General features: G+C 37.2%; 4 protein-coding genes. All 4 read right to left on the bottom strand.

The genetic code is table 11. The features are described from left to right. Positions 1-219, bottom strand: a 219-nt coding sequence (locus tag IKV95_RS03735) for an ATP-binding cassette domain-containing protein (RefSeq protein WP_287451422.1), incomplete at its 3' end; no start/stop codon positions are given. A gap of 16 nt (positions 220-235) precedes the next feature. Further along, on the bottom strand, positions 236-523 hold the full coding sequence (locus IKV95_RS03740; protein ID WP_029092383.1) for a hypothetical protein: 288 nt from the start codon (positions 521-523) through the stop codon (positions 236-238). A 304-nt stretch (positions 524-827) separates the two neighbouring features. Next, the gene (tsaD, locus tag IKV95_RS03745) at positions 828-1,850 is read right to left on the bottom strand and encodes a tRNA (adenosine(37)-N6)-threonylcarbamoyltransferase complex transferase subunit TsaD (protein WP_029092384.1); all 1,023 of its coding nucleotides are present in this window, start codon (positions 1,848-1,850) and stop codon (positions 828-830) included. A gap of 11 nt (positions 1,851-1,861) precedes the next feature. Further along, the coding region (locus tag IKV95_RS03750; protein WP_287451423.1) for a lyase family protein at positions 1,862-2,519 on the bottom strand (658 nt) is incomplete at its 5' end.

Below are 2,519 nucleotides of genomic sequence, written 5' to 3' on the forward strand. Positions count from 1 at the left end.
ATTACCTTGTAAGAAAAAACACCTTTCCGTTGGAAGTGTTCGCTCAATATCACCAGTAGTCGGCCGATACAAACCAGTAATTAAACGAAAAAGTGTTGTTTTACCACTCCCATTAGGTCCAATGATAGCCGTGATTTTTTTCGCTTCAATTTCTAACGAAAAATCCTTGATAATATGATGCTTAACAATCGTTTTAGACACTTTTTTTAGCGTTATCATCTATTATGCTCCTTACCTACTTCGTTTTCCAATGCAGCGTATAGGCAACACGGTTACCATTACTAAAAGAATAGAGCGTTTTTTTGGATAGCCTATAGTTTGCACTTTTCCTGTAAGTAATGTATTTTTTTCGTACATTGTCTTTATAATTGTGCACTTTGAAACCGCGCTTATAAAAGCCAGCTTCATAATAGTATTCCACATATGCTGTATGGGCAGCTTTCGCTAACGGTGGTGCTGATAGCCCTACGGTACTTAATCCTAAACACAAAACGAGTAACTTTTTCTGAAAAATATTATCCATTTCACTCATCTCCTATCATCTATTTCTAGTAATATTAAACTAGTTAATATTCAGAATAATCTAATTATTAAAGGGTGTCAAACACATGGTAATCGCTAGATATATTTTTAAAGTATACTATCTTAAAGGTATTTTCGTAGCTTTATTTAGGAGTATAATCTTTATACATGTATCTTTTAAAAACAATTAATCTGCACTTTTTTATTTTTTAGAAAATATGAACTCCTATTTTCAATTTTAAATAAACTAAAAAAACCAAGCCATTTTCGACTTGGTTTTAACTGTGTGTTACCTATCGTTGCACTTAATGTTGTTCGAACATAAAACCCGGACGGGCATTCATATCCATGCCGCGGAACTCACCTTGTTCAAATAACATATCTGCTGCTGCACCAATCATGGCGGCATTATCACCACATAAAGACAGTGGTGGAATAATAAGTTTCACATCAGGGAAGCGCTCGGTTAAAGCAACTGTTAAACCTGTACGCAAACCTTGATTCGCCGCAACACCACCCGCCATTAATAATTGTTTAACGGGGTATTTTTCAAGTGCACGCATTGTTTTGCCTACTAATACATCAACAACCGCTGCTTGAAAACTAGCTGCAAAATTAGCTTTATCAATTGGTTCATTACGTTGCTCTTTATTATGTATCGTATTAATAAAAGCTGATTTTAAACCTGAAAAACTAAAGTCTAAATTATCTTCATGTAACATCGCTCGTGGAAAGTTATAAGTATCTTCACCTTCCGCTGCTAATTGATCTATCTTAGCACCACCAGGATATGTTAACCCCATTGTGCGCCCCACTTTATCGTAGGCTTCACCCGCAGCATCATCTCGTGTTTCACCAATAATTTCAAAACTATGATTGTTTTTCATATAAACCAACTCAGTATGTCCACCACTGACAACCAAAGCTATCAAGGGATAATTAAGTGGTTCAATTAATTGATTTGCTAAAATATGTCCTTCGATATGATGGACCCCAATGAGTGGTTTATCGTGTGTAAAAGCCAGTGCTTTAGCTGCACTTACACCAATAAGTAAAGCCCCGACTAAACCTGGTCCTTCTGTTACAGCAATTGCATCCATCTCTTCAATTGTTTTATCCGCCTCTGTTAATGCTTGTTCAATCACATACGTAATCTGTTCGACATGATGACGTGAAGCAATTTCAGGAACAACACCGCCAAAACGCTGATGACTTTTAATTTGAGAAGATACCACGTTTGATAAAATTTCATTACCGTTACGCACAACTGCTACACTTGTTTCATCACAGCTTGATTCAAACGCTAATATTAATCGATTGTTTGTCATATTACTCACCTTCATTTATCGTCTTCTGGTAAATTGACCATTTTTAATGGATCAATCCACTCATTATATTGTGTTTCCGTCACATAACCTGTTGCTAATGCCGCTGCTCTTAACGAACTATTATCTGCAAAAGCCTTTTTCGCAATTTCAGCTGCTTTTTCATAGCCGATATATGGATTCAAGGCTGTTACAAGCATAAGCGATTGCTCTACAAGTTCATTCATTCGTTCAGGTAGTGCCTCAAGTCCAATTAAACAATGACGATTGAACGAATCTAACGCATCTGCTAGTATACCAACGGATTGTAGTACATTGTAGATAATCACTGGCTTATAAACATTCAATTCAAAATTTCCTTGGCTCGCGGCGATTCCAACTGTCGCATCATTACCCATCACCTGTACAGCGACCATGGTTAACGCTTCACTTTGAGTTGGGTTTACTTTACCTGGCATAATCGAGCTGCCGGGTTCATTTGCTGGGATACTTAATTCACCAAAACCGCTACGTGGACCACTCGCTAAAAAGCGGATATCATTAGCAATTTTCATTGCATTAGCTGCTAATCCTTTAATAGCGCCATGCGTATACACTAGCGCATCATGGCTTGTTAGAGCATGGAACTTGTTAGCTGCACTAATAAATGGATAACCCGTTTGTTCAGCTAAT

The organism is Brochothrix sp., assembly GCF_017549435.1.
Classification (GTDB): domain Bacteria; phylum Bacillota; class Bacilli; order Lactobacillales; family Listeriaceae; genus Brochothrix; species Brochothrix thermosphacta.

What these genes read in the sequence shown, in the direction of transcription:
- IKV95_RS03740 (WP_029092383.1), bottom strand. Translation starts at nt 523, where the DNA reads ATGGATAATATTTTTCAGAAAAAGTTACTCGTTTTGTGTTTAGGATTA.
- tsaD (WP_029092384.1), bottom strand. Translation starts at nt 1,850, where the DNA reads ATGACAAACAATCGATTAATATTAGCGTTTGAATCAAGCTGTGATGAA.